Below are 24621 nucleotides of genomic sequence, written 5' to 3'. Positions count from 1 at the left end.
CATGCAGCGCGGGCCCTTGTGGTTCAGCCGACGATGTCGTTGCCGGCGAAGAACTGGGCGATCTCGATCGCCGCATTCTCGGCGCTGTCGGAACCGTGCACGGAGTTGGCCTCGATGGACTCGGCGAACTGCTTGCGGATGGTGCCCTCGGCGGCATTGGCCGGGTTGGTGGCGCCCATCACTTCACGGTACTTGGCAATGGCGCCTTCGCCTTCCAGCACCTGCACGACAACCGGACCGGAGGTCATGAAGGACACCAGCTCGCCGAAGAACGGACGCTCGCGATGCACGCTGTAGAAGGTCTCGGCCTGGGCCTGGGTCATCTGCACACGACGCTGCGCAACAATGCGCAGGCCCGCACCCTCGATCACGGCATTGATGGCGCCGGTGAGGTTGCGACGGGTCGCGTCGGGCTTGATGATCGAGAAGGTGCGCTCGAGCGCCATGGGGATCATCCTGTCTGTTCGGGGACAGGTCCGCCTGCGCTTCCGAGAACGCCCGCACGGCACCTGCCCGTTTGAAATTGCATTTTCTGCATGCGAATCAGGTGTCTGACCACGCATAAATGCCCTGAAAGCCGCGTGTTCACGCGGATGGCGGCTCTTAGCAGTCCTGCTCAAGCGGAGCAAGCAAAGCCATCGCGGAACAGGGCTGCAAACAGCGGTCAGGTCAGGTGCGGGTGTCCATGGGGCGGGGCCTGCGGCCTCAGAAGGTCTTGCCGATGATATCGCGCAGGATTTCACTGGTGCCGCCAAAGATGCGCAGGGCCCGCGCATCCGCCCAGGCCCGGCCAATGCCATATTCGGCCATATAGCCATAGCCCCCGTGAAGCTGGAGCAGATCATCCAGAATCTGCCCCTGCATTTCCGTGGCGTTCAGCTTGGCCATGGCGGCAAGGGATGCATCCAGCCGGCCTTCCAGATGCTGGGCCAGGCACTTGTCCAGAAAGGCGCGCAGCATTTCAGACTGCGCCAGCGCATTGGCCAGCTTGAAGCGGGTGTTCTGATAATCCAGAACCCGCCGGCCAAACACCTTGCGGGTACGCAGATATTCCGCCGAGGCGACGATCATGCCCTCCAGCGAGGCGGCCGCGCGCAGGGCAATGGCAAGGCGCTCCTGCGCCAGCTCCTGCATCACATACTGGAAGCCGGCATTCTCCTCCCCGAGCAGATGGTCTGCCGGAATGTGCACATCCTCGAAGAACAGCTCGCATGTATCCTGACAATGCTGGCCGATCTTGCGCAGGGGCGGGCCCTTGGAGAAGCCGGCCATGCCCTCCTCCACCACCACCAGAGAAAGGCCGCGCGCGCCCAGATCCGGGTTGGTGCTCACCAGCACCACGAACAGGCCGGCATTCACCCCATTGGTGATGAAGGTCTTCTGCCCGTTGAGAATGTAGCCGTCCCCATCCCGCACAGCGCGGGTGCGCACGGCCTTCAGGTCCGAGCCCGCGCCCGGCTCGGTCATCGCAATCGCGCCGATGAGGGTGCCCGAGGCCATGTCCGGCAGCCAGCGCTGCTTTTGCGCCTCACTGCCGAAATGCCACAGATAGGGGGAGACCATATCCGAGTGGATGGAAAAGCCGATGCCGAGGCAATTGGCCCGGGCCAGCGCATCGATCACCATGGCCGCATGGCCGAAATCCCCGCCCTGCCCGTAAGGCTCCGGCAGGGCGCAATTGAGCAGGCCGCTCTCGCCGGCCTTGCGCCACAGCTCTTTCGGGGTCAGCCCCTCGCGCTCCCATGCCTCATAGTGCGGCAGGATCTCGCTGGCGATGAAACGCTCCACCTGCGCGCGGAATTGCAGGTGATCTTCGCGCAGGACGGCGTTCATGATGGCTCTCCCCGGTACTGGTGCTAGCGCTGATAGGCTTCCGTGGCGCTCACCTGCCCATGCAGTTGCGGCGCGCTGGCGGTGCCGGTCAGGAACAGGCTGTAATGGTCGCCCGGCTCAAGGCGCGGCAGGGCAAGCGCAGTGCTGAAGGCCGCCCCGCAGGTGGCCCGCAATTCGGCCTGCACCGGGTTGATGGCGCGGCTCTTCACCTCATTGGGCGCCACTGCCGTGAACAGCCCCTGCCCCGAAGGCACGATCTGCAACTCGCCCTGCGGGCATTCAGCCGCCAGATTGTAGAAGCGCAGCTCCGCCTTGAGGGCATTCTGCGCATCCGATGAATCATCCAGATGCTGGAAGGTGAGCGCGCCATCCCGGAGCTGGGGCACCAGTGTGGTGAAGCTGTCCGGCTTCACCTCCAGCGGCGCGCTGGTCACACCATCCACGGTGACGGTGAAGGGCGTCGCCCCCTTGATGATCGCATAGGGGCTGGCGAGGCTGGCGCCCCCCAGCTCCTGGACCTTGCCTTCACCGATCTTCACGCTCACCGCCTTGCCGAGCGGATTGACGAGACGCACGAAAGACGAGCCTGCCGGGGGGCGGGGCGCATAAAGCTGGGCCAGCGCGCCATCGGCCTGCGCCATGGCGGCCGGCAGGGTGCAGGCGGCAGCGAGGCCGGCCACAAGGCTCAAGGTGAATGCCCGGAATGTCATGCTCCAGCTCCCTGCTTCGCGCGCAGATGCGTTTCCAGATACAGTTGCTCCAGCTTCTTGCGGTCCACCTTGTCGGTCTGCGTCAGGGGCAGGCCGCAGCGGGCCACCAGCTCGGAGGGCACCATATAATGGGGCAGGCGGGCACCCAGAAGGGTCCGCCAGTCCGCCAGCTCTTCCGGCAAGGGCAGGAATCCGTCCGGCCCATCCCGGTTCAGGTCCACCACGCCGATCATGCGCACCAATGCGCCATCCGGCCGCTTGAGGGCGATGGCCGCCCCGGCGCGCACGCCCGGCAGGGTCGCCAGCATGGCGTCCACCTCGGCCAGCTCGATCCGGTAGCCATGCAGCTTGATCTGGTCATCCCGCCGCCCGCGGAAGGTGACGAGCCCCTCCTCATCCATCCGCCCCAGATCACCGGTGCGATAGCCGCGCTTGCCCGCGCGCATGAACATGCGGGTAACGTTCAGGTCCGGCCGGTTGACATAGCCACGCATCACATGATCGCCGGCCACGCAGATTTCCTCATCCTCGATGAAGACATCCGCATAGGGCTTGGCGCGGCCGATGGGAAAGGGCACCGGCGCCTTGCCGCGCAGCACCGGGTCTATCTCGACCCATGTGGTGGAACAGGTGGCCTCGGTCGGCCCATAGGAATTGATGATGCGCACATCGGGAAAGCGCGCCCACAGCGCCTCCGCCATGCGCGGCGTCAGGGATTCCGCGCCGAACACGAAGACCTTCAGGTCCGGCAGATGGGCCTGGTCGAAGTCCGGGTCCAGAAACTGCTGGCGGATGAAGGAGGCGGTCGTGGCCCACACGCTGGCGTGGCCCCGCGCCAAGAGGCTCAGAAAGGCCGCGCGGTCCGCGATCAGTTCGCGCCCGCACAGCACGCATGCCCCGCCCGTGGCCAGAGAGCCCACCCAGTTGAACAGCGAATAGTCGAAGCTGAACAGGATCTGGTCCACAAACACCGGGGCTGGTCCGAGCTTGAGGTCATCACGGATCCAACCGGCGAACAGGTGCAGGCTCTCGCGCCCGATCTGCACACCCTTGGGGTCTCCCGTACTGCCGGAGGTGAACATGACATAGGCCACGCCCTTTTCCTCCAGCGGCGCGGCCGTGCGGTCCAGCGCATGGAAAGCCTGCCCCTGCGCATCATAATGCAGGCCCGCGCGGACGATTTCGCCAATGCGGGCGATCCGCTCCGGCGGGTTGAGAACATCCGCGGGCACGAAGGGCACGCCCAGACGCAGACATCCGATGATGGCCACAAGAAAGGCGGTTTCCTTGTGGCCGGTGATGAGCATGGGCTCATCCCGGCGGGCGCCCGCGCGCACCGCCTCTTCCTCCCAGCGCCGCACGGCCTCGGCCAGCGCGGCCCAGTCCGTCACGCCATTCTCGTCAATGACAGCCGGCCTGTCCGCGCCTGCATTGGTCCCGGCGAAATCAAACCGCTCGAAGTCAAAATACATTCGCCCCTCCCCTATCCGGCCGGACATGTCATCGCCTGAAGGGCTCAGGCGCTCTTCTGGTCCGCGATGAACTGCGCCAGCCTGGCGACGGTTTCCAGATGCACGTCGATCTCGGAGGCGGGGATCTTCACCCCGAATTCCTGCTCGATCGCCAGCGCCACATCCACGGCGGAGAGCGAATCCACAAGGCCGGACTCGATCAGCAGCGTCTCGGGCTCCACCTGTGTGAGGACGATGCCCTCGATGATCTCGCAGACCTTCTTCTCAATCTCAGGATTGGACATCTTCTCTCTCCCTTGTCGTCAGAACTGGAAATACAGGAAACGGGTTTCCTTGTGCATGTTCACCAGGCACAGGAACAGCATCGCCAGCATGACTGCGGTCCAGATCAGGTTCGGCCTCCAGCGCAGCCACACAATGGCGGCTTCCTGCACCTTGAACAGCGCCGGGGAATAACGGCCCAGAATCTGGTGCGCATTGGGCGCGAACCACGCAACCGCCAGCAACACGAGGATATAGAACAGCTGGAGATGGTGGCCGACGAGCAGCCGCCAGGCATCCCCCGCCGACATGCCCGGCATGAAGCCGAGCGACTGCAGGCCCTCGATGCCCCGCAACCCGGCCATGCCCTTCAGCAGGGCGATGGCATCGCCCACCCCTTCGGCCCGGAAGAAGGCCTGGGCCACCAGCACCGCCACGAAGGTGATGAGCACGCACAGGGGCGTCCAGATGATGCGCGGCAGGAAGGTGACACCGGTCTTCGGGTTGGCGACGAAGAGCCGCCAGCCATGGTTGATCGACAGATAACCCGCATGCAGCAGGCCGAACACCAGATACTGGAACCCCGCCCCGTGCCAGATACCGGCCAGCGACATGGTGAACACGGTCGGCACCACGATGGTGGCGAGAAAGCCGCCGGGCGAGCGGGCCGCATTGGAGCCCACCGGCAGGCCGCGCGCCGCCCGCATCCGCGAGATGGTCACCGCCATGGGATAGAACAGATAGGCGGTGAGATAGCGCGTGAAGGTCATGTGCCAGCGCGACCAGAACTCGATGATGCTGCCGGCCTTGTAGGGCGAGTTGAAGTTCAGCGGGAAGCGGATGCCGAACATCTTCGCCAGCCCCAGGGCCATGTCGGAATAGCCGGAGAAATCGAAATAGAGCTGGAGCGCATAGGCAATGCTGGTGCCCCATGCCGCCCAGAACTGCAACGCCCCCGGCTCGGCAAAGCCTTCATCCGCGTAAGGCGCGATGCTGTCGGCCAGAATGACCTTCTTGGTCAGCCCGATGACGAACAGCATGCCGCCAATGGAGAGGTTCTCGGCCCGGAAGCGGTAATTCTCGCGGTCCGCGAACTGCGGCATCATCTCCTTGTGATGCAGCAGCGGCCCGGCGATGAGATGGGGAAAGAAGGTGACGAACAGCACGAAGCTGAGCAGGCTGCGCTCCTTCACGATGCCCAGCCGGCAATCCAGCAGATAGCCGATCTGCGTGAAGGTGAAGAAGGAAATGCCGAGCGGCAGGATCAGGTCATCCATGCCACCGGACGTGACGCCATATTCCCCCAGGAAATTGAACAGGGTGGCGAAATACTTGTAGTGGAACAGGGCCGCCAGATCGACCGCCACGCCAAAACCTGTCACCAGCGCCTGAAGGCGCGGGCGCGCCGCGAATTTCAGGATGAACAGGCTGACAATGAAATTGAACGCGATCGAGGCGGACAGCAGGATCACGAACTGCGGGTTCCACCAGCCATAGAAGATGAAAGAGGTGAGGCACAGCCACAGCGCCGCCAGCCGCAGGCTGATGGCCCCGGCCATATAATGGCCAGCCACCGCGATCGGCAGGAACAGCAGCAGGAAGATATAGGAGTTGAACAGCATGGCGCCCTGCCCTCACCACGCCGCCGGCTGGGCGATGATCGCCTCAAGCGCGGTCTTTTCCCGCTCTGCCAGCGGCAGGGACAGGGCATTTTCCGAAAACTCCCAGATCACGAGCCGGAGCGTATCGGGCCAGTCCTCACTTTTACCGAGCGCGTCCTGAAAGCCGCCGCTGAACTGTCCGCCATCCATGCTCAGATTCCAGACCTCCCGGCCAAGGCCCATGCCCAGCCAGGATGCAAAATTGCTGCGTCGACCATTGGAGCTGCCCGCGAGCAGCACTTCCACAGGCGGGGCATCATCCAGCAGGCCAAGCTCGCGTATGGGTTCGATCGTCTGCGGCGCGACCATTTCCAGATCCGGTCGCCAGCCTTCGGGGGCATCCATCAGGCCGGAAAGCACGAGAAGGTCGCCCTGCAACACCTCCGGCCTGCCGGGTGGATGGACCCTGAACTGCTGCGCGCCCTTTTCACCCCCCAGCAGCGGCAGGGCGGCCTGCGCCACCCCTTGCGCGGCCATGCGCGCGCCCGTGGCGTTCATATGCACATCCGTGCGGAAGAAGAGCGGCTCCCCATGGCCCTGCATCACGCCGCGCAGGTCCACAAACCGCACCCCCGCCTCGCGCAGGGCCGCGTGCCAGCGCTCCAGATACCGGTCCATCACCGGGGCCATCTGCAGGCCGCACAGCCGCCCGGCCTCGATACGGGACTTGTCCGGCACCGCCACCACGAGCAGCGCGATATTCTTCTCGCGCAGCCTGTGCGCCCAGTGTCGCATCAGCTTCATGCGCGCTTCGAGGGGCGCCTCGCTCACCCCGGCGGGCGGGCGCAGTCCATCGGCATAGAACAGCCATTGCGGGCAGCCCATGGCCACCTGCAGGCCGGTATCGCCCATCAGGCGGTACCGTATGGCCGCATGCGCGGTTTCCAGCGTTTTCTGGGCAGGCAGGCGCAGTTCTTTCGTCAGGGCGTTGAGTGCCGCCCCGTCCAGCCAGGCCGCCGGCCTGAAATCCGAGATCTTCACGCCCGAATGCCCGATGGACCAGCCGCTCCACACCAGACCCACGAGCAGCATCAGGCTCCAGATCCATGCATTGAAACGATGGCCAGAGGCTTCACGCTCCTCCTGACCCTGGCTCACACCCTATCCTCCAAGCGCGGCCCGGAGACGGTCTAGCCAGACCTGGGGCGGCATGAGGGAGGCGCTGTCCCACCAGCCCGTGGCATCGGGGCCATAGGAGTAGGTCGGCTCGAACATCTGCCACACGATGACCTGCGGCTTGTGACGGCGGAACTCGGACGACTCCACATAATCCAGCATCACCGCCCACGGACCGACATTGCCCGGCTTCCAGTTCAGCGAAACGGGACGGTCGAGGTCGTTCGAGAGCTTCTGCGGGAAGCCGAAATAAGGCTGCACCATGCTGTGCCCGACCACATGGACAGGCGCGTTCTCGTCATCCACGAGCTGGGTCGCCTCATTCTGGCGGCGCACCGTATAGATATCGCGGCCCAGCCTGTTGCGCTCTTCCGGCGAGAGGAACAGCTCGGCCAGATCCCCATAACGCCGTTCCTTGAGGATCGGCCCCAGCTTCATGCCGGTGCCGGGGGCGCCGGCCAGATCGGGCACGCTCTTGCGGACCATGGCCGCCGTGGCGGCAGCCGTGGCGTCCACCGCCGGCAGGGTCCAGTGCTGGTCGGCACGGTAGAAGACCTCCTCGCCCTTCTCCTGCACCTTCTGCAGAACGGCCGCATCATCGAAGGTGGGGACGCCGGCCTTGTTCAGCGCGGCCATGATCAGCTCATAGCGCCGCTGCACATCCGGGCTCATGAAGGTGCCCTCGGGCAGCTTGCCCGGATACAGCCGCCCCTTGTCCGGGATCACCAGAACAGTGAGCGTTATTCCGCGGGTAGCGAACAGCTCGCGGGCCTGGGCGATGAGGCGGGTGGAATTCTCGATGCCAGGGCGATCAATCTGGCTGAGGCTGCCCCATCCGGGAAACAGCCAGCCGTCGCGTCCCTTGATGACGGGGGATGAGCCCTGCGCCAGGGCAACCGTCGCGGTCGACGCTGCCGCGACACACAGGGCGGACATGGCAAAAACAGAGACACACACGATGCGTGCGAGCCTGCTCAGGCGCAAGGCCTTCTGATCGCGGGGAACAGCGATCATCTCATTCACCTCATGGAAAGAGTGGAGGTACGCAACACGCTTTGTCAGTAGGAGAATGTGCGGCGCATGAAAAGCTTTATTTGGCGAAACACACCGCCCGGCCCCTTGTTTCAGGCGCTGCAGGATAACGCCCGAACCGGCCTGCACATGCCCTGGCAGCAACGATACAGAATTCACCGATGCCGCGATGTAATATAATGGGTATATTTTCTTGACAAGAAACCCTTAATTTTCAATTAATTTAAAATATACATGAAAAAATATCGTATATTAATAGTTAAATTAAAGTAAATTTACAGTATTATTTGCTTAAAATCCGCAAATGTAAACCCATATCCGGCAGGTGCCTGGGAGACGGATTCCAGCCCTGTCGGGCCACATTGCGCAGCTTTCAAGAGCGTTAATAGAAGGCCCGCCCCTGACCGGAAAGCTTGCACACTACGAAATGCGCCTGATTCGGACCCGTGAATCAGTAAAAGAGATGCAAAATACATCTCGTGAACATTCATATAACTGCGATTTCGCGATGAAAATATAAAGATATCAAGCTTTACGCGATGTTAACCATAACGCCCGGTTAATGCCCCAGTAACCGAGGCCGATAGTGGTAACATGAGCAGCATTTCCCATTTCCCCACTACCAAAAGCCCGTCGTATCACGACTGGACGCGTGCCACGCCTGTGCGCACCATCAGCCTGCGATACGCTCTGGCTGCTGCCATCAGCGGCCTCGCTCTGATGTCGCCGGTTTCCGGCCGGGCACAGGCCCTGCCGGAAACATATGCGCAGGCCGAGCTGGGGGAACAGGCGGAACCCGTTGCGCCCGGCCTGACCGGCGCGGCGTGGAACATCGCCAACCAGGCCTATGCCGCCTATGTGCGGAAGGACTATCAGGAGAGCATCCGGCTGGTGCAGGAAGGGTTGCGTCTGCGCCCGGATTCTCCCCAGCTCTGGCTGCTGCTGATGGATGCGCTCGAGGCGGATGGGCGGCTGGATGAAGCTGTCGCCGCCGGCAACCGGGCACAGGCCGCGGGCGTCAAGGATGTGAGCCTGCAGGCCCGCCTGCAAAGCCAGAACCGCCTGATGGCGCAGGAGCCCTCCCTCGCGGCCAACCAGGCCCTCACGGCCAATGACCCGGAGAAGGCGATCATCGAGGCGCGCAAGGCCATTGCCCTTGTGCCGGGCGATATCAGCTATCACCTGCTGCTCATTTACGCGCTCATCGCCGCCGACAAGACGGAGGAAGCCGAGAAGGCCGCCACCGCCGCCGTGGAGCTGGACCCGGAGGCCTTCATGCCGCGGATCCTGCGCGGCTATCTGCTTGAACGTCTGGGCCGCATCACCGAGGCCAATACGGACTTCGATGACGCCCTCAAGGACGAGATGCTGAGCGAGGCCACGGAACGCGACGCCCGCATCCTCATCGCCGATGCCGCCCTTGCCGCGCGCAACCCCCAACGCGCCCTTGAGGTGCTGAAGGCGCTTGGCCAGACCAATGATCCCGGTGTCGCCCTGCGTCGCGAGGCTGCAACCGCCCTGCAGAACAAGCCCGCCCTGCAGGGCAAGGACGCGCATGCGAAACTGCCCGTGCCGTTCCGCCAATGCGTGGACACGCCCTATGGCCCGAGCTGCACCCTCGTGCCGGCCACAACACCCCCGCTGCCCGGTATCGGCAACACCCCCGGCACGCTGACCGCCCAGAACGCGTTCGATGCCTACCAGAAGGGTGACACCGCCAAGGCTGAAAAGCTCATTCGCGAGGCCCTGCGTCTCAATCCCAAGGATGCCATCTGGCATCGCCTGCTGCTGGATACGCTCGACCGTTCCGGCCAGCATGCCCTGATCGACGCCACCCTCGAAAAGGCCATCGCGGAAACGGATAACGATCCGGAGCTGGTGGCGCTGCGCGCCCAGCGCCAGCTCACCGCCTCGGTGGGGCGCGCCATCAGCGCGATTAATGACGGCCGCCCGACCACGGCCGTGGATATTGCCCGCACCGCTGTCGAGCGCGTGCCCTCCTCCATTCCGTTCCGCATCGTCCTCATCCGCGCCCTGCTGGATACGAAACAGCCCCAGGCGGCCTTCGAGGCGACCGAGGCGGCGCTGAAGCAGGATGGGGCCGACAGGCGCGCCCGCATCCTGCTGGCCTGGCAGCTGGCCCGTCAGGGCCAGGCCGACGCGGCGCTGGCGGAACTGTCCAAGGTGCTCGCCACGGCGGACATGACCGAAACCGAATCCCTGAACTTCCGCCTGATTGCCGCGAATATCGCGCTTTCGCAGGGCGATGGAGAGGCGGCCCTCGCCTATCTGGAGCCGCTGAAGGATGTGCGGCAGGATAATGTGCGCGCCTATTATCTTCAGGCCGTGCGCATGCAGCGCGGGGAAAAGGTCCGCCCGCCGGCGCTGGTCACGCCCAGCATCCTGTGCCAGCCCTCGGCCTATGGGGTGATTTGCGGGGTTTATTTCGGCCCCGCCGGAGCAAGCGCCGCACCCGGCTTCGCCGAGGCGGATGGCGCTTTCCGCGCCATGGAGCGGCGGGACTTCCGGCTGGCGCTGCAACTGGCCCGCAAGGCGGTACGTCTTGACCCGAACAATGCCGGCTATCAGCAGCTGCTGGCCGGCGCGCTGATCGGCATGGGGCAGTTCGGCGAGGCCGAGCAGCTTCTCAACCGGCTGCTGGCCCGTAATCCGCATGATACCACCCTGCTGCTCCAGCGCGCCAGCCTGCGCCAGCAGGCCGGCCGCCATGATGCCGCCATTGCCGATTACCGCGCCGCCATCGCCAGCGGCAGGCTCACCGCCCAGCAGAAGCGCACCGCTCTCCTGTCCATCGCGGACACGGCCCTGCAGGCGCAGAATCCCGAGCTGGCCATCGCCACCCTGAAAGCCTTCGGGGATGCGCCGGATTATGATGTCCACTCCCGTCTCGGCTATGCCCTGATGGCGCTGGAAAACCGGGAGGAAGCCCTGATCGCCTTCGAGCGGGCGGAACGGGCGGCTCAGGATCTGCGCCAGAAGAACGCCATGCTCGTGGCCCGGATCAATGTGCTCAATGCCATGGGCCGGCGCGATGAGGCGCGTGCCCTGTTCCTGGCCGCCTATGAGCGCGGCCAGTTGCGCGGCATGGATACGGTGCAGCTCGCGGTTCTGGCCAGCCAGTCCGGCGAGAACGAAATGGCCTTCGACCTGTTCGAGCAGGCCGATGCCCGCAACCAGCTCTCCGGCACCAATCTCATCGAAGCGGCCTACAATGCCCGCCGCACCTACAACAATGAAAGGGCGGTGGACTATTTCAAGGCGGCCATCGATGAAGCCCATTCCGGCAAGCTGAAGCTGGACCCGCAATATCTGTTCGGCCTGCGACGGGAAGTGGAGGTGCTCACCCGCACATGGGGGGCGTATCTGTCGGTCAATTACGGCGCGGCAGGCATGGGCCCCAACAACTATCTGCTCGGCCCCACCAATCTGGGCAGCGGTCACACCCTTTCCATCGGCGGTGAGGTCTACTGGCGCCCGCCGCATATCGGCTACCGGGACGGCGCGCTGTTCGAGCTGTTCGCCCGTGGCTTCATGACCGGCTATGACGAGAATGACGGCGCAACCGGGTTGGACACCTTCCAGCCCAGCGTCGGCGCGCGCTGGAAGCCGTTCAAGGACCAGAACCTGATCCTTGAGGCCTCCTATCTGTTCCCGATCAGCAAGTTCGCGCGGGAAGACGTGCTGCTGCGCGCGGCCTACTCCATGGGCGAGGGCGGCGACCTGCGGGTTGACGTGCCGGACTGGACCTTCTGGAGCGCCTATGTCGATGCGGCCTATTTCGCGATGAACCCGCAGACGATCATCAGTTCGGAGGCCCGCTACGGCCGCTCCTACCGGCTCGACCAGATCAGCGACCGGCTGGTGGTGACCCCGTTCCTGGCCTTGGGCGGCAGTTATGATACGGGCTTCCACACCCCGTTCAGCCTTGGAGTGGGGCCGGGCGTGAACCTGCGCTACTGGTTCCGCGAGGATGAATATACCGCGCCGCGCTCCTATGTGGATCTCACGGCCCAGTATCGCGTCAAGCTCGCCGGGGATGACCGCGCCGAGGGGCTCTTCGCCGGCGCCTTCCTCTCCTACTGAAGCATGGAGAAAAGGGGCCGCATGGCCCCTTTTTCATCGGCTGGCCAGCCTCAGGCCGCACCGGACTGCGACGTTGCGGCGCCCGGGGCCGACGGCCCGAATTGCGTCAGGTCAAGGCGCGCAACGCCATGTGGAGACATGGCTAGGGCATGATGACCAGCCCATCCAGCCCTGCCCCCGCCGCCCCTCTCGATACCGCCGCACTGCTGGCGCGCTACAGCCAGCCCGTGCCGCGCTACACCAGCTACCCCACCGCGCCGAACTTCACGCCGCAGGTGGATGCGCAGACCTATGCGCTCTGGCTGAAGTCCATCCCTGAAGGCTCCGCAGTTTCCATCTATCTGCATGTGCCTTTCTGCGCGGAGCTGTGCCTCTATTGCGGTTGCCAGACCGCCGTGGCGCGCAGCCGCTCGCCGGTGAAAGCCTATGCGGAACGGCTGGTGCAGGAAATCGCCCTGGTGCGCGCGCATCTGCCGGCGCACCTGAAGCTGACCCATCTGCATTTTGGCGGCGGCACGCCCACCATGCTGGAAGATGAGGACTTCACCGCCATCATGGCGGCGCTGAGAGAGACCTTCATCTTCGCCCCGGATGCCGAGATCGCCATCGAGATCGACCCGCGGGTGACCGGGGCGGACAAGGTGGCCGTGCTGGCCCGTCATGGCTTCAACCGCGCCAGCCTTGGCGTGCAGGACCTGAACATGCAGGTGCAGGAAGCCATTGGCCGCCTCCAGTCGGAGGAGGAAACGGCGCAGGTGGCCCATGCCCTGCGCGCCGCCGGCATCCATGCGGTGAATCTGGACCTGATGTATGGCCTGCCCCATCAGGATCTGGCCTCCGTGCGTCATTCGGTGGAAGCCGCGCTGAAGCTGGAGCCGGACCGGGTCGCCGTGTTCGGCTATGCCCATGTGCCATGGATGAAGAAGCATCAGGCGCTCATTCCCGAAGAGGCCCTGCCCGGCCCGCAGGAGCGGTTCGATCAGGCGGAGCTGGTGGGGCGGATCCTCACCGGCCATGGCTATCACGCCGTGGGACTGGACCATTTCGCCCGCATGGAAGACCCGATGGCCCGGCAGGCGGCGGAAGGCACGCTCAAGCGCAATTTCCAGGGCTACACCACCGATGACGCCCCGGTTCTGATCGGTTTCGGCGCCTCCTCCATTGGCGCATTGCCGCAGGGCTATGTGCAGAACATCCCCTCCACCCCGCTCTGGCACAAGGCCGTGGAGGCAGGCCAGCTTCCCGTGGCGCGCGGTGTGGCGGTGACGGATGAGGACCGGCTGCGGCGGGCCGTCATCGAGCGGCTGATGTGTGATCTCCGGGTCGATCTGGCCGGGATCGCTGCCGATCACGGCTTCCCGCCCGCCTTCTTCGAAGCGGAACTGGAGCAGATGGAACCCCTCATCGCCGATGGACTGGTCTTGCGCGAGGGGCAGGTCCTGCAGGTTCCCGAGCAGGCGCGGGCGTTCACCCGGGTGGTCTGCGCCATATTCGACGCCCATCTGGCCCGCGCCCGCATTGCCGAACCCGGCCGCAAGCGCCATGCGGCAGCGGTGTAAAGCCGCATCTGCCTCTTGCGGGCCGGGCTGCGCATCCCCGGCCCGGCTTCGGTTGCGGCCGGCATTTCATGTGATGGCGGATATGAAAAGGGCGGACATGCCTTCGCATGCCCGCCTTCACATTCCAGATATTCCGGCTGAAGGCCGCTCTCAGACGTTGAGACCCCGCAGGGCGGAGCAGTTGCGCAGCACGATACGGCGCGAGGAGGGCAGGGCAATGGCCTCCACATCCTCCAGATGGGTCAGCGTGCGCGAGACGGTCTCGATGGTCAGGCCCAGATAATCGGCGATATCCTGACGGGACATGGGCAGCTGCACTTCCTGCGCGCGCCCGGAAACGACACTGCCGGACATCCGCTCGGCCATATCGAGCAGGAAGGAGGCGACGCGCTCCTGCGCGGTCTTGCGCCCCAGCACCAGCAGATGGTTCTGCGCGCGGGCCAGCTCACCGGCGGTCACGGCCCACAGGGCCTGCGCCAGATCGGCATCATCCGCCGCGCGGGCAAACAGGATGGAGCGCTTGACCCGCACCACCTTGCACTCGCCCACAGCTTCCGCCGAAAAGCGGTGGCGCGCGCCCATCTCCCAGCCGAACACATCCCCGGCCAGACAGAAATTCGCGATCTGGCGGCGTCCATCCCCCAGAAGCTTGCAGACCCGCACGGTGCCGGAAAGCAGCACATAGATATGATCGGCCAGCGCATCCTCGCTGAAGATCTCGGCATTCCGGCTGAAAGTGGCGACACTGCCCAGGGCCACCAGAAGGTCTGCGGAATGGACAGAGCCATTCTCCTCGACCCATGTGCCGGCGGGCACGGGGTGTCCGAACATTTTCGGGCTGATGGCGACGGCTGTGCTGGGCATCGGGCGACCCTTCCGGACAAGTGTTGTCCTTTCATAGGGCGTCAGGGTACCAGCTAGGAATTCGTTCCGAACACTTAAGTCATAGTCCTTAAGTATATTTACGGAGCTCGCCGGGCCGCGTAATGAGAGAACATGATCGCTCGAAAAACAGATGCACAGAATGAAGTGAAAGCACATTGCGCCAGCGCAAGTCTGCCGCGCGTTCTGCCACGTCTGGCACTGGATGGCTTTTATGGCCTCGTGGCCGCGTTGTGCGCATTGCTGGCATGCGTCGTCATCGATGCCCCCCCGCCGGAGACCAATGGCGTCATCGTGCTGCTGCTGGGAATCGTTGCGGCCAGCGCCGGAGGGCTGTTCTCCGGCCTTACCGCAACCCTGTGCGGGCTGGCGGGCGGGCTGACCCTGTATGCCTTCTTTCCCGATCTGGGCTCCGAACAGGCCCCCCGCTCCGCGCTGGACCATGCCGATACGCTCGTCCTGTTCCTGATTGCCGGAGCCAGCATCGCCACCATCGGCGAGCGCCTGCGCGACAGCCGCAAGGCCGCCGCCGCCCGCACCCGCGAGCTTGTCGCGCGTGAGGCGCATCTGCGCTCCATCCTCAATACCGTGCCGGATGCAATGGTCGTGATTGATGAGCACGGCATCATGACCTCCTTCTCCACCACCGCGGAGCGTCTGTTCGGCTATCAGGAGGCCGATGTCCTGGGCTCCAACGTTTCCATGCTCATGCCCTCCCCGCACCGGGAGAACCATGACCAGTACATCTCACGCTATCTCCAGACGGGTGAGCGGCGCATCATCGGCATTGGCCGCGTGGTGGTGGGAGAGCGCAAGGATGGCTCCACCTTTCCCATGGAGCTTTCGGTCGGCGAGATGCACTCCGGCTCGGAACGCTATTTCACCGGCTTCATCCGCGACCTGACGGAACGGCAGAAGACCGAGGCGCGCCTCCAGGAGCTGCAGGCCGAGCTGGTGCACATCTCCCGCCTCACCGCCATGGGCGAGATGGCCTCCGCGCTGGCGCATGAGCTGAACCAGCCCCTGTCCGCCATCGCCAATTACATGAAGGGCTCCCGCCGGCTGCTGGAGACCCAGCCCCCGCGCATGGAGATGCTGCAGGGCGCACTGGAAAAGGCCGGCGACCAGGCGCTGCGGGCGGGGCAGATCATTCGCCGCATCCGCGATTTCGTCTCGCGCGGGGAGAGCGAGCGGCGGGTGGAGCACCTGCCCAAGCTGATCGAGGAAGCCAGCGCCCTGGCGCTGGTGGGCGCGAAGGAGCATGGCATTCAGGTCCGCTTCTACTATGATCCGCGCTGTCAGCTGGTTCTGGCCGACAAGGTGCAGGTGCAACAGGTGCTGCTCAACCTGATACGCAATGCCATCGAGGCCATGATGGGCGCACCGAACCGTCACCTTCTGGTACAGACCGAACCGGTGGAGGACGAGATGGTCATGGTCTCGGTCAGCGATACCGGGCAGGGCATTTCGGAAACTGTCGCCCGCCAGCTTTTCACCCCCTTCATCACCACCAAGAAGCAGGGCATGGGCGTGGGGCTGTCCATCTCACGGACCATCATCGAGGCCCATGGGGGCCATATCTGGGCAGAACCCAACCCGGAAGGCGGCACCATCTTCCGGTTTACATTGCGCGGCATAGAGGAGGAGCTCCCGGCCCATGACTGATAATGAAGCCATCATTGATGTCATCGACGATGACGAGGCCGTGCGCGAATCCCTGTCCTTCCTCCTGATGACGGCAGGATACACGGTGCGCACCCATGCCTCCGCCCATGCCTTCCTTGAGGAGAACACGGATGGGGATGCCCCCGTCTCCTGCATCATCACGGATGTGCGCATGCCCGGCATGAGCGGCATTGAGCTGCTGCGGCTGCTGAAGGAGAAAACCTCCTGCGTTCCGGTGATCGTCGTCACCGGCCATGGCGATGTGCCGCTGGCCGTGGAGGCGATGAAGCTGGGGGCGACGGACTTTCTGGAAAAGCCCTTCGATGATGTCGCCATTCTGGATACGGTGCGCGCCGCGCTCAACCGCCGTCGCAAGTCCCATCAGCAGGACACGCTGCGCGACGAGGTGGCCGAGCGCATCGCCACCCTCTCCCAGCGCGAGCGGCAGGTGCTGGAATGCCTTGTGGCCGGGCAGGCCAACAAGATGATCGCCGGGGATCTCGGCATCAGTCCGCGCACGGTTGAGGTCTATCGCGCCAATGTGATGACCAAGATGAAGGCCCAGAGCCTTTCCGAACTGGTGCGCATGGCCCTTCTGGCGGGCATCACACCCCAGAGCGCATGAGGGGCCGCCACACTCTTCCCCCATGAGTGCTTCCCCCATGAGTGCCCCCCAAGCCCCTTGATCTGTCTCAAGGCCCTGAGGCCCGTTCTGCGCTTAATCTGGTGCAAGTCACCATATGGTCATCATATGCAGCCGCGCCTCGTGGGCCCGTGCCCGTGTCGTGGGAGGTTTCAATGGGTCTGGAGCACCGCGCACCTCAGCCTTGGGTCATCCATGTGGTGGATGATGACCAGGCGGTCTGCTGCTCCCTGAAGTTCACGTTCGAGCTGGATGGCTTTTCCGTGAAAACCTATGCCAGCTCGGGCGAGTTTCTCGCCTCCGAGCGGCCGGAACACGGCTGCATGGTGGTGGACTACAACCTGCCGGACATCAACGGGCTGGACCTGCTGCGGGAACTGGACCAGCGCGATATCCGCCTGCCGGCCTTCCTCATCACCTCCAATCCCTCCCACTCCCTGCGCAACCGCGCCGATGCGCAAGGTGTCGCCATCATCGAGAAGCCCCTGCTCAGCGACCAGCTCAGCGAGGCGGTGCATGAAAGCTTCACCCGGCGCATGACCTGCTGAAGCCGCACGGGTGGAGCCCGCGGGCCATCCCGCCATGGCCCCTTTTCATCCCTTCCTGCCAATGCCACACTGCATCCGTCGGCAATTGCGGTGTGGAGTGCGCAGCCTGCCGCTTTTCTCCCGGTCGGGTATCCGTCGCATTCTTCGGCCATCCTCCCGTTACGTTGATCCCTGTCGGCATTGCCGCTCCGACACGAACGACCCGAGGCCCACATGAGCACCCGCAATCTTGACGCCCTGTTCCACCCCGGCGCCATTGCCCTTGTGGGCGCCAGCAACCAGCCTGGCACCATTGGCGCCGTGCTGGCCCGCAACTTGTTCGAGGCCGGCTTCCAGGGCCCGATCCTGACCGTGAACCCGAAGGAACGGGCCATCCGCTCCTCGCTCAATTATGCGGCGGTGAAGGATCTGCCGATCCCGGTGGATCTGGCTGTCATCGCCACCCCGCCGGACGAGATCCCGCAGGCGCTGGCGGATCTGGGGGCCAAGGGCTGCCGGGCTGCCATCGTCGCCACCAGCCTCACGGCGCGGGGCGACACGCAGACCAATGCCGCCCTGCGCCAGCGCATGCTGGATGCGGCCCGCCCCTATCTGCTGCGGATTCTGGGGCCGGATTCCATCGGCTTCATCTCCACCCGCGCCCAGATCAATGCCAGCTTCGCCCCGCACATGCCGGCAAAGGGCGATGTCGCCTTTCTCAGCCAGTCCCGCACCATGGCGACCGCCGTTCTGGACTGGGCACGCGGGCAGGGCTTCGGCTTCTCCCACGTTCTTTCGCTGGGCGAGAAGCTTGACGTCGATTTCGGCGATCTGCTGGATTATCTCGCGCTGGAGAACACCACCCGCGCCATACTGCTCTATATCGAGAACATCACCGATGCCCGCAAGTTCATGTCCGCCGGGCGGATCGCCGCGCGTTCCAAGCCGGTGATCGTGGTCCGGTCCGGGCGTTCGGAAGCGGGGGCGGAGGCCGCGCGCTCCCATACCGGGGCGCTGGCGGGCGAGGATCTGGTCTATGACGCCGCCTTCCGGCGCGCCGGCATGCTGCGCGTGCAGGAGCTGCGCGAGCTGTTCGAGGCGGTCACCACCCTGTCCTGTGGCATACGCCTGAATGGCGAGCGTCTGGCCATCGTCACCAATAGTGGTGGTGCCGGCGTTCTGGCGGTGGATGCGCTTGACGAGATTGCCGGCCATCTGGGCGCGCTGACCGCCGAAACGGCGGAAAAGCTGAAATCGCTCATACCGAATGGCTGCGGCAGCGCCAATCCGGTGCGTCTGGGTTCGGACGCCACGCCCAAGCTGTATGGCGAGAGCCTTCCCCTTCTTCTGGCCGACAAGGGCTCGGATGCGGTTCTTGTGCTGAACTCCCCCTCCGCTGTCAGCGACAGTTCCGCGGCGGCGGATGCGGTGATCGGCGCGCTGGAAAGCCGCCCGCGCGCGCCGGTGCTGACCTGCTGGCTGGGCGAGGCGAGCGCGGATGCGGTGCGCAAGCGCTTCGCCGCCCGCCGCATTCCCACCTATGAAACGCCGAGCGAGGCGGTGCGCGCCTTTGGCCATCTGGTCTCCTACCAGCGCAACCAGACCCTGCTGATGGAAACCCCGCCCGCCCGCACCTTCGATGAGCCGGACCGGGACAAGGCCCGCACCATCGTGGAACAGGCACTCGCCTCCGGCCGCACCTCGCTGGGCGAGTTCGAGGCCAAGGCGGTGCTGGCGGCCTATGACATTCCGGTCGTCGAGACCCGCATCGCCGCCACCCCGGAAGAGGCCGGGCAGATTGCCGCGCGGATGAATGTGCCGGTGGTGGTGAAGGTGCTCTCGCACGACATCACCCACAAGTCCGATGTCGGCGGGGTCCGGCTGGACCTGCATACCCCCGAGGCCGTGGAATATGCCTGCCGCGACATCATCCGCTCCGTGGGTGAGAAGATGCCCCGGGCCCGCATTGACGGCTTCACCGTCCAGGCCATGATCCGCCGTGCCCATGGGCAGGAGCTGATTGCCGGCATCGCCAATGACGCCACCTTCGGCCCGGTGGTGCTGTTCGGCCAGGGCGGCACGGCGGTCGAGGTGATCGGAGATCGCGCCGTCGCCCTGCCGCCGCTCAATGGCGTACTGGCGCGCGAGATGATCTCGCGCACCCGCATCTCCCGCCTGCTCGCCGGCTATCGCGACCACCCCCCGGCAGATATCGGCGCGATTTCGGACACGCTCATCAAGCTGGGCGAACTGCTGGCGGACCTGCCCCAGATCGCCGAGCTCGACATCAACCCTCTCATTGCCGACGAGAACGGTGTGCTGGCGCTGGACGCCCGCATCGTGGTGCACGATACGCAGGAAACCGGCTCCAAACGCTTCGCCATCCGCCCCTATCCGCCGGAATTCGTGAAGGAGCTGATCCTGACCGATGGCTCGGCCGTCACGCTGCGTCCCATCCGCCCCGAGGATGAGCCCGGACTGGTGGACATGGTGCACCGCTCCGATGCGCAGGATGTGCGCCTGCGCTTCCTCGGCTCGGTGAAGGACTTCCCGCACCTCATGGCCGCCCGCCTCTCGCAGATCGACTATGACCGCGAGATGGCGCTGGTCGCCGAGAGCAATAGCGGGGAGATCACCGGCGTGGTGCGCATCATTGCCGATCCGGACAATGAGGAGGCCGAATATGCCATCATGGTCCGCTCGGACATGAAGGGGCGCGGTCTGGGCTACCGGCTGATGAACGAGATTCTCGACCATGCCCAGCAGCGCGGCCTCAAGCGGGTGTTCGGGGATGTGATGCGCGAGAACGGCCCCATGCTCCATATGGCCGAGGATCTCGGTTTCAGGATCTTCCCCGGCGAGGATGGCCCGACCGTGATGAAGGTCGTCATCGACCTCGCCACCCGCCAGAAGGGCTGACCCCCGCCAACCGGCAAAGAGCCGACATGTATACACCGGGCATCACGCCCGGTGTTTTCGTTTGCGCCGCCCGGTGGCGCGCCCGCACCGGCGGCCTTCTCCCCGGCCCGCTCCCCCGCCTTTCTCACATGTCATGCGCGGCCATGGCCGCATCGCCGATGGGCCTTGTTCACCCCGCCAATAAAGATATATTGTATCGTATACCTCCCCCCTTCATGGGGAGCCGGGTCCGCCCTGCTCCCGCTGAGCGGAACAGATGATGGCTGCGGCGGTTCATCATGCGGCAAGCGAAGGGGCGGCAGATGAACAGGCGACCGGCCATCGCCCCGTCCGTGCCCGCTCCACTCCCGGAGCGCCGCGCACATCTGCGGCGCATCCCGCGCCCGCAGATTTCAATGGAGAAGCATGACATGTCGGACTGCAAACTCCCCCATCATGAAAACCACGACCACAAGCACGGGCCTGATTGCGGGCACACGGCTGTGCGCCATGGCGATCATGTCGACTATCTGCATGACGGACACCTGCATCACCCGCACGGCGACCATGTGGATGAGCATGTGATCGAGGTCAGCGCGACCAATCCGGACCACTGCGCCCCTGTGCAGGATGAAGGGCATGCGCACGGCCACGTCCATGGCCCCGGCTGCGGACATGAGGCCGTGCCGCATGGCGACCATGTGGACTATCTGGTCAATGGCCGCCTCCACCATCCCCATGGTGACCACTGTGATGACCATGGGCCGCTGGAGGTGGTGAAGCCCTGATCACCGGGCCAGAAAGAAGGAAGCCGGCATCCGTGCCGGCTTCCGCTTTGCCCATTCGTGTCCGCTCAGGATACAATCTCCAGCGGGGCCTTCGGATCGCGATTGGCGAGGAAGGCCGGGCGCGGACGCGGCGCGGCATAGGGCGCACCTACGCGGTTCGACCAGGCATTGTAGACAAAGAAGGCGTTCGATCGCGGGAATGGCGTGATATTGCCATTGGAGCCATGCATGGTGTTGCAGTCGAACAGCACCACAGTGCCCGCCTTGCCCGCGGCATAGGTCAGGCCGAAACGCTGCACCAGCCGCATCAGCGTATCATGGCCGGGCACTCCCACCTCCTGCCGGCGCAGCGAGGTCAGGTGATTGTTCTCCGGCGTTTCCCCCGCACAGGCAATGAAGATGCGATGTGAACCGGGCATCAGCATGAGCGGCCCGTTCAGGGCATCATTGTCAGTCAGCAGGATCGACGCGGAAATGGCGCGCATGCGGGGCATGCCATCCTCCGCGTGCCAGGTTTCAAAATCCGAGTGCCAGTAGAACTCCTTGCCGGTGAAGCCCGGCTTGTCATTCAGCCGGCTCTGGTGAAGATAAAGATCATCATCCAGCAGAAAACGGGCCCGGCCGGCGATGCGCACATCGCGCGAGAGGCGATGGAACACCGCGCTTTCCTCATCCAGCCGGAACACGGTGCGCACGGCCTCGCTGTCCGGCTCACGCACCACATTGTCGGCCTGAAGCGTGACATCGCCCCTGCACAGACGCCGCGCTTCCTGCTGGAAGGCGGCCACCTCATCGGCAGAGAACAGATTTTCCAGAATGAGGAAGCCATTCTTCTCGAAACTGTCTGTCTGGGCACGGGTCAGGGGCGCCTGCGGGCTCCATTTGCCCCACACCACCGGATCGCGGCGCTCCATCCATGTCTCGTGCGCAATGCGGGTGGGATAGAGATCGGTTCGGCCTGCATGTCCATCCTGCGGGATCGTTGCAGAGAGCATCATGGCGGTTCTCCCTGTGCTGATGCTGTGTGAAGGGGCCCTATGCGCCCTGGGCATGCGCCGGGGCGGGCGCATAGGAGCCATCGGCCCGGTGCACTTCCGCGCCGGTCACGGGCGGATTGAAGCAGCAGGCCAGCACCAGTTCGCCCCGGGCGCTGAGGCGGTGATGATCATGCTGGTCCAGCGCATACATCACGCCGGGGCGGATCTGGTGGACCTGCCCTGTGGCCAGATCGGTGATCTCGCCCTCACCCGAGATGCAATACACGCTCTCGAAATGGTGCCGATAGTGGAACTCGTGCGAGGTGCCGGCGGCAATGCGGGTAATATGGAACGAGAACCCCATATTGTCGCCCGCCAGCAGCAGGCGGGTGGAATCCCACCCATCCGCCACCACCAGCCGCTCGCCCTTGCGGGCCTCATCCAGATTCCGAACGATCATGATGTCTGGTCCTGTCCTGTCGGTTTCAGCGCCATGCGCTGTTCATTCGGCCGCGGCGCGGGAGAGATGACGGGTGAAGACCGCCTCGAAGGCCGCGCTCATGATGTCCAGCCCGGCATCAAGCTCCGCCTTCTCGATGGTGAGCGGGCACAGCACCTTCACCACCTCATCCTGCCCGCCCGAGGTCTCGATGATGAGACCGGCCTCGAAGCACTGGCGGCAGATTTCAGCGGCCAGCGCGCCATCTTCCGTATTGATGCCCACCATCATGCCCCGCCCCCGCACGGTCAGGTCATAGCGCCCGGCAATGGCCGAGAGGCGCTCTGCAAGATGCTCCGCCTTCTGCTGCACCGCCCGGGCGAAGGCGTCATCACGCCAGAACTTCTCCAGCGCCACGCGCGCCGTCACAAAGGCCAGATTGTTGCCGCGGAAGGTGCCGTTATGTTCGCCCGGGCTCCAGATGTCGTGCTCCGGCCGCAGCAGCAGCAGGGCGAAGGGCAGACCGATGCCGGAGAGGGATTTCGCCTGTGTGATCATGTCCGGGCTGAGACCATGGTCCTCGAAGGAGAAGAAGCTGCCCGTGCGGCCGCAGCCGGCCTGAATGTCATCAATGATGAACAGCGCGCCCTGCTTGCGGGCGATGGCCTCGATCTTCCGCAACCATTCAGGCGAGGCGACATTCAGTCCGCCCTCGCCCTGAACCGTTTCCACCAGAATGGCAGCGGGAGCATCGATACCGCCGGAGGGATCATCCAGCATCCGGTCCAGCAGATCGGCCGTATCCACGTCCGGCCCGAAATAGCCATCATAGGCGGCGCGGTGCACATCATTGAGCGCAACGCCCGCACCACCGCGCTTGCCGGAATTGCCAGTGGTGGCCAGCGCCCCGAGGGACATGCCATGGAAGCCATTGGTGAAGGCGATGACATTGGTGCGGCCCGTCACCTTGCGCGCCAGCTTCAGCGCCGCTTCCACCGCATTGGTGCCGGTGGGGCCGGTGAACATCAGGCGATAGTCCATGTCACGCGGGCTGAGGATGATGTCCTCATAGGCCTGAATGAAACGGGCCTTGGCAGCGGTATACATGTCGAGGCCATGGGTGATGCCGTCACCGGCCACATAGTCCACCATGGCGCGCTTCATGTCCGGGTCATTGTGCCCGTAATTGAGCGAGGAGCAGCCGGAGAGAAAATCGATATAGGCACGACCGTCCCGCCCATGAAGGGTGGCCCCGCGGGCCTTGTCGAACACCACAGGAAAGCTGCGGGAATAGGACCGCACCCGGCTTTCATGGCGCTCGAAGGTTTTCTCGCTGATGCGGGTGGCCAGGGGCGTCACGGTTTTGGGAAGGGGCATGGTGGGGGTCGTCATGGGGCTGTGCCTCCTGTGGGGCGGCAGACCGGGCAAGGCCGGACAAGCCGGAACCTGCACGCCAGATGTGTGGGGATAAGGTGCGACGGGCTCAGGCCACGCGCCGCACGGGCAGAATGGTCCGCCGGAATGGACCGATGGACACCATGTGCTCGGTCTCGTGCCGACCGGCGAAATGGGAATCTCTCTCGAAATGCGGGGCGCGCGCCAGCGTGCTGTCGAGGCTGGCGGCCAGCGCATTGAACAGGGCCCAGGAGGGCGCGTTCTTTTCGGTGATGGTGGATTTCAGCCGGGTCACGCCATCACATGCGGACCGGGTGAGAACAGAGATGATGAGCCGCCGTGCGAGCCCCTGTCCGCGCACCCTTTCGGCGGTGCAGACCTGCCAGACGAAATAGGTATCCGGCTCCTCGGGCGGAATATAGCCGGACACCCAGCCGACAATTTCGCCTTCGTGCTCAGCCAGCGCACATGTGGCTGAAAAGTGCGTGCATTGCAGAAGGTTGCAATAGATCGAGTTGGTGTCGAGGGTCGCGCTGTCCGCGACAAGTTGCCAGACCGCAGCGCCATCTTCCCGCTCCGGCCTGCGAATCGTGACCGGTGGGGGCGTCCCAGCACTGCGGTCATTCGGGCCTGCTGTTGCAAGTCTCATCGAATGCCTC

20 protein-coding genes are annotated in these 24621 nt (G+C 64.6%); 7 read left to right on the top strand and 13 right to left on the bottom strand.

Annotation, left to right across the window (positions count from 1 at the left end):
• Positions 1-23: 23 nt before the first annotated feature.
• The 8 genes from ndk to ACT6QG_RS03225 all read right to left on the bottom strand — a co-directional run bounded on the left by ndk (position 24) and on the right by ACT6QG_RS03225 (position 8067).
• Positions 24-446 (bottom strand): nucleoside-diphosphate kinase, encoded by a 423-nt coding sequence (gene ndk, locus ACT6QG_RS03260; protein ID WP_444976165.1) that lies wholly within the window; start codon positions 444-446, stop codon positions 24-26.
• 259 nt (positions 447-705) lie between these two features.
• Entirely contained in the window at positions 706-1833 is a 1128-nt protein-coding gene (locus ACT6QG_RS03255) for an acyl-CoA dehydrogenase family protein (RefSeq protein ID WP_444976164.1), read from the bottom strand.
• Between the two features lie 23 nt (positions 1834-1856).
• The gene (locus tag ACT6QG_RS03250; RefSeq protein WP_444976163.1) at positions 1857-2543 is read right to left on the bottom strand and encodes an alginate O-acetyltransferase AlgF; all 687 of its coding nucleotides are present in this window, start codon (positions 2541-2543) and stop codon (positions 1857-1859) included.
• A complete protein-coding gene (locus ACT6QG_RS03245) occupies positions 2540-4015 on the bottom strand; it encodes an AMP-binding protein (RefSeq protein WP_444976162.1) in 1476 nt (491 codons plus the stop codon). The genes ACT6QG_RS03250 and ACT6QG_RS03245 overlap by 4 nt, the downstream gene beginning before the upstream one ends.
• Before the next feature lie 44 nt (positions 4016-4059).
• Positions 4060-4299 carry an acyl carrier protein gene (locus ACT6QG_RS03240; protein ID WP_444976161.1) on the bottom strand — a complete coding sequence of 80 codons (240 nt, stop codon included), beginning with the start codon at positions 4297-4299 and terminating at the stop codon, positions 4060-4062.
• A gap of 18 nt (positions 4300-4317) precedes the next feature.
• Complete coding sequence (locus ACT6QG_RS03235; RefSeq protein ID WP_444976160.1) at positions 4318-5898, bottom strand: MBOAT family O-acyltransferase; 1581 nt, start codon at positions 5896-5898, stop codon at positions 4318-4320.
• Between the two features lie 12 nt (positions 5899-5910).
• Entirely contained in the window at positions 5911-7035 is a 1125-nt protein-coding gene (locus ACT6QG_RS03230; protein ID WP_444976159.1) for an alginate O-acetyltransferase AlgX-related protein, read from the bottom strand.
• 3 nt (positions 7036-7038) lie between these two features.
• Positions 7039-8067, bottom strand: coding sequence for an alginate O-acetyltransferase AlgX-related protein (locus tag ACT6QG_RS03225; protein ID WP_444976158.1), 1029 nt, complete (start codon positions 8065-8067; stop codon positions 7039-7041).
• 612 nt (positions 8068-8679) lie between these two features.
• Here ACT6QG_RS03225 and ACT6QG_RS03220 point away from each other — a divergent pair.
• Both ACT6QG_RS03220 and hemN read left to right on the top strand, forming a co-directional pair.
• Positions 8680-12189 (top strand): NfrA family protein, encoded by a 3510-nt coding sequence (locus ACT6QG_RS03220; RefSeq protein WP_444976157.1) that lies wholly within the window; start codon positions 8680-8682, stop codon positions 12187-12189.
• 149 nt (positions 12190-12338) lie between these two features.
• Entirely contained in the window at positions 12339-13748 is a 1410-nt protein-coding gene (gene hemN, locus ACT6QG_RS03215) for an oxygen-independent coproporphyrinogen III oxidase (protein WP_444976156.1), read from the top strand.
• Between the two features lie 150 nt (positions 13749-13898).
• On the opposite strand, the gene ACT6QG_RS03210 is transcribed toward hemN, so the two are convergent.
• Positions 13899-14612 (bottom strand): helix-turn-helix domain-containing protein, encoded by a 714-nt coding sequence (locus tag ACT6QG_RS03210; RefSeq protein WP_444976155.1) that lies wholly within the window; start codon positions 14610-14612, stop codon positions 13899-13901.
• Between the two features lie 132 nt (positions 14613-14744).
• Here ACT6QG_RS03210 and ACT6QG_RS03205 point away from each other — a divergent pair, with 132 nt between their 5' ends.
• The 5 genes from ACT6QG_RS03205 to ACT6QG_RS03185 all read left to right on the top strand — a co-directional run bounded on the left by ACT6QG_RS03205 (position 14745) and on the right by ACT6QG_RS03185 (position 21151).
• On the top strand, positions 14745-16295 hold the full coding sequence (locus ACT6QG_RS03205) for a PAS domain S-box protein (RefSeq protein WP_444976154.1): 1551 nt from the start codon (positions 14745-14747) through the stop codon (positions 16293-16295).
• Entirely contained in the window at positions 16288-16920 is a 633-nt protein-coding gene (gene fixJ, locus ACT6QG_RS03200; RefSeq protein WP_444976153.1) for a response regulator FixJ, read from the top strand. Before ACT6QG_RS03205 ends, fixJ begins: the two co-directional genes overlap by 8 nt.
• A gap of 173 nt (positions 16921-17093) precedes the next feature.
• Positions 17094-17486 carry a response regulator transcription factor gene (locus tag ACT6QG_RS03195; protein WP_444976152.1) on the top strand — a complete coding sequence of 131 codons (393 nt, stop codon included), beginning with the start codon at positions 17094-17096 and terminating at the stop codon, positions 17484-17486.
• Between the two features lie 213 nt (positions 17487-17699).
• The gene (locus ACT6QG_RS03190; RefSeq protein WP_444976151.1) at positions 17700-20384 is read left to right on the top strand and encodes a bifunctional acetate--CoA ligase family protein/GNAT family N-acetyltransferase; all 2685 of its coding nucleotides are present in this window, start codon (positions 17700-17702) and stop codon (positions 20382-20384) included.
• Positions 20385-20794: 410 nt separating this feature from the next.
• On the top strand, positions 20795-21151 hold the full coding sequence (locus ACT6QG_RS03185) for a hypothetical protein (RefSeq protein ID WP_444976150.1): 357 nt from the start codon (positions 20795-20797) through the stop codon (positions 21149-21151).
• A gap of 65 nt (positions 21152-21216) precedes the next feature.
• On the opposite strand, the gene thpD is transcribed toward ACT6QG_RS03185, so the two are convergent.
• The 4 genes from thpD to ectA all read right to left on the bottom strand — a co-directional run bounded on the left by thpD (position 21217) and on the right by ectA (position 24611).
• Positions 21217-22149, bottom strand: coding sequence for an ectoine hydroxylase (gene thpD, locus ACT6QG_RS03180; RefSeq protein ID WP_444976149.1), 933 nt, complete (start codon positions 22147-22149; stop codon positions 21217-21219).
• Positions 22150-22186: 37 nt separating this feature from the next.
• On the bottom strand, positions 22187-22588 hold the full coding sequence (locus ACT6QG_RS03175) for an ectoine synthase (protein ID WP_444976148.1): 402 nt from the start codon (positions 22586-22588) through the stop codon (positions 22187-22189).
• Positions 22589-22630: 42 nt separating this feature from the next.
• Positions 22631-23959 carry a diaminobutyrate--2-oxoglutarate transaminase gene (gene ectB, locus ACT6QG_RS03170; protein ID WP_444976147.1) on the bottom strand — a complete coding sequence of 443 codons (1329 nt, stop codon included), beginning with the start codon at positions 23957-23959 and terminating at the stop codon, positions 22631-22633.
• 91 nt (positions 23960-24050) lie between these two features.
• Entirely contained in the window at positions 24051-24611 is a 561-nt protein-coding gene (gene ectA, locus ACT6QG_RS03165; protein WP_444976146.1) for a diaminobutyrate acetyltransferase, read from the bottom strand.
• Positions 24612-24621 lie beyond the last annotated feature (10 nt).

This window comes from Haloleucobacter ellipsoideus, from assembly GCF_052491725.1.
This window is presented reverse-complemented; position numbering and strand designations above follow the sequence as displayed.

Excerpts from the sequence above, each read along its gene's own strand:
- fixJ (WP_444976153.1), top strand. The coding sequence starts at position 16,288 with ATGACTGATAATGAAGCCATCATTGATGTCATCGACGATGACGAGGCC.
- hemN (WP_444976156.1), top strand. The coding sequence starts at position 12,339 with ATGATGACCAGCCCATCCAGCCCTGCCCCCGCCGCCCCTCTCGATACC.
- ectA (WP_444976146.1), bottom strand. The coding sequence starts at position 24,611 with ATGAGACTTGCAACAGCAGGCCCGAATGACCGCAGTGCTGGGACGCCC.
- ACT6QG_RS03195 (WP_444976152.1), top strand. The coding sequence starts at position 17,094 with ATGGGTCTGGAGCACCGCGCACCTCAGCCTTGGGTCATCCATGTGGTG.
- ACT6QG_RS03210 (WP_444976155.1), bottom strand. The coding sequence starts at position 14,612 with ATGCCCAGCACAGCCGTCGCCATCAGCCCGAAAATGTTCGGACACCCC.
- ACT6QG_RS03225 (WP_444976158.1), bottom strand. The coding sequence starts at position 8,067 with ATGATCGCTGTTCCCCGCGATCAGAAGGCCTTGCGCCTGAGCAGGCTC.
- ACT6QG_RS03255 (WP_444976164.1), bottom strand. The coding sequence starts at position 1,833 with ATGAACGCCGTCCTGCGCGAAGATCACCTGCAATTCCGCGCGCAGGTG.
- ACT6QG_RS03235 (WP_444976160.1), bottom strand. The coding sequence starts at position 5,898 with ATGCTGTTCAACTCCTATATCTTCCTGCTGCTGTTCCTGCCGATCGCG.
- ndk (WP_444976165.1), bottom strand. The coding sequence starts at position 446 with ATGGCGCTCGAGCGCACCTTCTCGATCATCAAGCCCGACGCGACCCGT.
- ACT6QG_RS03250 (WP_444976163.1), bottom strand. The coding sequence starts at position 2,543 with ATGACATTCCGGGCATTCACCTTGAGCCTTGTGGCCGGCCTCGCTGCC.
- ACT6QG_RS03190 (WP_444976151.1), top strand. The coding sequence starts at position 17,700 with ATGAGCACCCGCAATCTTGACGCCCTGTTCCACCCCGGCGCCATTGCC.
- ACT6QG_RS03245 (WP_444976162.1), bottom strand. The coding sequence starts at position 4,015 with ATGTATTTTGACTTCGAGCGGTTTGATTTCGCCGGGACCAATGCAGGC.
- ACT6QG_RS03220 (WP_444976157.1), top strand. The coding sequence starts at position 8,680 with ATGAGCAGCATTTCCCATTTCCCCACTACCAAAAGCCCGTCGTATCAC.
- ACT6QG_RS03240 (WP_444976161.1), bottom strand. The coding sequence starts at position 4,299 with ATGTCCAATCCTGAGATTGAGAAGAAGGTCTGCGAGATCATCGAGGGC.
- thpD (WP_444976149.1), bottom strand. The coding sequence starts at position 22,149 with ATGATGCTCTCTGCAACGATCCCGCAGGATGGACATGCAGGCCGAACC.
- ACT6QG_RS03185 (WP_444976150.1), top strand. The coding sequence starts at position 20,795 with ATGTCGGACTGCAAACTCCCCCATCATGAAAACCACGACCACAAGCAC.
- ACT6QG_RS03205 (WP_444976154.1), top strand. The coding sequence starts at position 14,745 with ATGATCGCTCGAAAAACAGATGCACAGAATGAAGTGAAAGCACATTGC.
- ectB (WP_444976147.1), bottom strand. The coding sequence starts at position 23,959 with ATGACGACCCCCACCATGCCCCTTCCCAAAACCGTGACGCCCCTGGCC.
- ACT6QG_RS03175 (WP_444976148.1), bottom strand. The coding sequence starts at position 22,588 with ATGATCGTTCGGAATCTGGATGAGGCCCGCAAGGGCGAGCGGCTGGTG.